This window comes from uncultured Microbulbifer sp. (assembly GCF_947489355.1).
Lineage (GTDB): Bacteria > Pseudomonadota > Gammaproteobacteria > Pseudomonadales > Cellvibrionaceae > Microbulbifer.
Genome location: NZ_CANLDD010000111.1, coordinates 1 through 4339, shown reverse-complemented (window position 1 = coordinate 4339; position 4339 = coordinate 1). Strand labels below are relative to the sequence as shown.

5 protein-coding genes are annotated in these 4339 nt (G+C 45.0%); all 5 read right to left on the bottom strand.

The features are described from left to right. Nucleotides 1–262 precede the first annotated feature (262 nt). On the bottom strand, nt 263–691 hold the full coding sequence (locus Q1A48_RS20665; RefSeq protein WP_299948660.1) for a hypothetical protein: 429 nt from the start codon (nt 689–691) through the stop codon (nt 263–265). A 123-nt stretch (nt 692–814) separates the two neighbouring features. Beyond that, entirely contained in the window at nt 815–1180 is a 366-nt protein-coding gene (locus Q1A48_RS20660; RefSeq protein WP_299948658.1) for a hypothetical protein, read from the bottom strand. A gap of 13 nt (nt 1181–1193) precedes the next feature. Further along, a complete protein-coding gene (locus tag Q1A48_RS20655) occupies nt 1194–1514 on the bottom strand; it encodes a hypothetical protein (protein ID WP_299948657.1) in 321 nt (106 codons plus the stop codon). 257 nt (nt 1515–1771) lie between these two features. Then, nucleotides 1772–2500 carry a hypothetical protein gene (locus tag Q1A48_RS20650; protein WP_299948655.1) on the bottom strand — a complete coding sequence of 243 codons (729 nt, stop codon included), beginning with the start codon at nt 2498–2500 and terminating at the stop codon, nt 1772–1774. A gap of 1286 nt (nt 2501–3786) precedes the next feature. Further along, nucleotides 3787–4164: a D-Ala-D-Ala carboxypeptidase family metallohydrolase gene (locus Q1A48_RS20645; protein ID WP_299948653.1), complete on the bottom strand. Its 378-nt coding sequence runs from the start codon at nt 4162–4164 to the stop codon at nt 3787–3789. Nucleotides 4165–4339: the final 175 nt, after the last annotated feature.

Genomic DNA, 4339 nt, shown 5'->3' with positions numbered 1-4339 from the left:
AAAGCGAGAAGTCTACGGGCAACTGGCCGCTTTTTCTAGCTCCATTGAGATATGCACTTACAAGTTGAATCTAGGTAATCATTTAATAGCTTTAGAATACAGGGCATCTCCCGCCTGTAAAACTGTCCAGATTGATAACCCACAACATTAATTATTCGTGAATAAATTACTCTATCCGGAGCTTCATCACTCCAACCACTAAAGGTAATACCAGCAACTATCGCGTTATCAATTCTATAGTCTACATCAACAGCTAAAATCATTAAAGATTAACCCGCTCCCAATTTCCGCTATCGTTTTCTCGAAAAATTGAAACCCATTCAGAAGGATATCCATGCATTGCGTAGTACTGGAATAAAGCCTCACTTTCTGTAATTTCTATATGGGATAAATAATAAATCCAGTCTTTTGCTTTAGAACCAGACTTTTCATATTTCTTATATGAAAGTTCACACATATCCTGAAAATAATTATCCAATTCGTTAATTTGGGCTAAGACACTTCTAGCTCTACTAATATCTTTGCGATCAACACTCCCGTCCTTACTTGTTGGCAAATAGATTTCAACGCCAACGCCATCTATCTCTATTAATTTAAAGAAAACTCCTTTGATCTCCTCTTGTATCTTTGCCTGATCAAATAGTGTTAGCAGCTCATCTGACTCGTATCTATTTCTTGGAAAGTCATTCATACTTCGAACCATTAACATAGCGGTCATCGTGATTGCTATTATCCTTATTGCTGTTTTCAAAGCAATAGCATCGTGCGGACAACTGTTATACCGTAGTGGCTAGCAGATCAAACAGGAATTTTTTCACTCCCCAATCACCACCCGCAGGTTCACCGTGCGCTGAATGCACTCCATACGCCAAGCGCCTTTATTGACCTCTTCGTTCTCGGTACCCTCTGCAACAACGGAGGCCTGCAGGGTTTCCACCTTGCCCGGCGTTTGCCAGGGTGTGCCGACAGCATTGTTGCGCACCTGGTTATCCGTGGTGACGAAGGCACCGATCATCTTGTAGGCGAACTGATCTGGGCTGCCGTCCTGATCCAGATCAATGGGATTGCGCACCTGTGCGATGCGCACAATATCACCGACATAGATGCCGCTGGTCAGTTCATAAAAGTGCTCGCCTTCTCCGGCATTGCTGATACCGCTGGCTTGTATGTATTCAACCATGTTGTTTCCTTTATTAGGGCTTGTGCCTTTGGTTGTGGGTAATCACCCGATGCTGAGAATCCACACCAGCGGCGTAGCTGATATTGCCCACACTGATCTTATACACGGTGCGCAGACCAGCACCTTCGACCCGCTCGACGGTTTCCCAGGTGAGCGGCTCCTCTTTATGCAGCACACCCAGTTTTACCCTCTGGCAATGCTGGGCTTCGTACACTGTGCCTTGAGAATCAGTGACGGGGGTTTCACGGCTGCAAATCACCTGGGCACCGCTTGCCATGGTGAGCAGCACACAGGGCACTTCGTCCTGGGGTTTAACTTTGTGAATGGATGCCAAGTGGGTATCCTTATTTATTGAGTCGACTGTCGATCTCTTCTTGTTGCTTTTCTTGTAGCCTACTCTAAATATCTTGTAGTTTTTGGTTTCGGACTTTGCTTTCTTTGCGCATATTGATGAGCATGACAACAAGTAGCACACCAAATACAAGTAATACTATCCAAGTAATCACGATATTTCCTTACTTTTAAACCTAACGCCGCCAGCAGGGGCAGACAAAGCGCGAAGCGGTTTGGCTGTCCCTCTGGCTAGCTTTGTTAAGCGAAATACGCACCGCCCCAACTCTTGCTGTTTTCACTAACCTCATCATATTTGGCAATTTCTTTGTAATAGGAGTGGCCATTACCCATATCTATTTCTTCACAAAACACGATTTCACTGTAAGGCTCTCCCTTGTTAGCAAAATGGCAAAATATATGGGGAAAATTGTAGTATTCATCACCATCAAAGTTGACCCTCTCGACGAACTCGTAGGGAATCTTACCGATCATATAAACTTTGATATCTCCCTTTTCACCATCATTGTGTTTGGTAAATCTCCATCCATCAGGTCCTTCGGATAAGGTCCCAAAACGCAGGCCAACCATTATGCCCTTGTGGTATGTATCCAAGAGACCAGCACGGAACCATGGTGATATGCCCTTCGCTTTATCATCAATATCAGGATATGAGTCCATTCTGTTGACATGGCGAATGATTACATCTTTTCGAATCTCCTCAGCACGACACTTAAATATTTCTTCTTGGAACTGTTTTCGAAGTTCCTCTGAATGTTTGACCAACTCCCCTGGTGTGAGATTTTTTCCTTCACGCTTTACGAAGTAAATCTTATAGCGACGGAGGATCTCAAGTGCGACAAAGGCCAGCCCCCCAAGAAAAAGCCATGGTTCGTAATTGCCTTCAAGATCACTGCCCCATTGATATCCAAAATAGATACAACAAAAAAGAACTATTATCTCAATGATCCCTATTATGAGCTTGAACAATGTGTGTGATTCCCTTTGTGCGCTTAACGTTCGGTTTAGGGGCGGCTGGAGCATAGCGTAAGCCGTCCCAGCCGCGTATTTCGCGGCGACTACAACCGCTTGTTATTGGGCCATTGCACTCAGCCAAGATGGGGCCTTCTTGATAGCACAGCCTTTACCAAATTGTACTGACGACGCCATTCCTCTGACGCTTTGAAAACTATGGCCTTCGACAAAATAAGTTCTTTCTCAGACCAATCGGAAGCCTCAATTGACTCTTCACATTTCTGGAGTTTCCTAAGATAGGCCAGAAGTCTTTCTGTCGAAAGCTGTTCCATTTCCCCTAAACGCAATGGCTTTACAGATCTAGGCTTCATTCACGGAGGGCCCTATAACATTTATATAGTGGTCACCGGGACCACTATTATCCTGAATGCTGCCCCCGGAATCAATTTTGCGCCGTTTACCCACAATCCTCATTAAAAACAGTTAGTTACATAGATTTGGTACAATCGTATAAAATACGATTACTCTCTCCAAAGTAAAAAACCGGCTCAATGGCCGGTTTGGGTGGTTGGGTGTCTGGTAGAGACAACAATCGCAAGGTAGCTGATTTATACCCTAAAAACGCAAAAGTGCCAATTGGCGTAGCCAATACGCAAAGGAAAACTGTAGTATATGATCTGCTCTAACTGATCATAAGGCGTCATTTACGATATCCGGAAATTCAAAATCTTTGGGAACCTTAGTGACTTCGAAAATAGTACCAGATGAATACGACCGATAACGAAAAATATCACTATTCAATGTGATTACGTTGTAGGCGTCATAGTTATAAGGGTCGGACGGATTGGATGGGTATACATTCCCATCTTCAGCCCAGCCTCGGAAAATCGAGAAGTACACCGGCCCAACGATTCCCCAATGTCCGACTTCGGTTTGCAAAGGTCGTATACCATCCTTGGTCACGTGTCTTGTTCGAACTAAGTAAGTCCCATCTAGCCTCCTCGTCATGATATGTTCTCTATAACCACCAGATTTAACCGGTTGATTCCCATACCACGTGCCTACCATTAGCTTCCAGAGTATTTTCTGGTCTTCGGATAGAGGGGTTTTTTCTGTTGTTACGTAGTTTGACGAGTTTACAGAAGAGCAGCCAGCCAAGATAACGTAAAACAGACAAAGTATAAGGTACTTAAGCATGGTATTTCCTATCGATGTCGCCTAACATTTGTATACTGATCACCATTATCCTGATTACTGCCCCGAAATCAATTCTGCGCCAACCCCTTTATACGCTCTCCCCCTCAATAACTCCAGACAGTAGGTCGGGTACGCTCACCCGGCATAGGCTCAAGATCATCCAGATGCAGGAATCGGCCCTTGTGTGAGCCCTTCTGCTTTACCCCAATGCCAGTGAACCCTTCCTCGAGCGCGATCCCCAGCAGCTCATAGGCACGCCCACCAGAAACTGATACATCTACAGCCTGGCCGGTTGTGTGTGTCATCGTGGAGCCAATACTGGCGCAGTGGGCAGGGCAGCGATAACCAGAGTTGATTACCATCGGCTTGTTGAAGCGCTCCCTAACTCTGATCAATCGGCGCAGCGTGTCATTCGAGAAGTGGAGTTTCCCGCAACAACGGCAAGACAACTCCGCTTCCGTGAAGTAGGCGTTATTGAACATGGGGTTACCAGATACGAAAAAACCCGCACTGGGCGGGCTTGGGAATGCTTCGGTTTTAATCTAAATACTTAAAGATGATGAAAATATCGGCCCATGAGACTATCCAGCTTGCAGAGAGTTTTGTACATCTTCGCTGGAATTGTGGGAAATACCTTATTATACCGTAAACACTAAA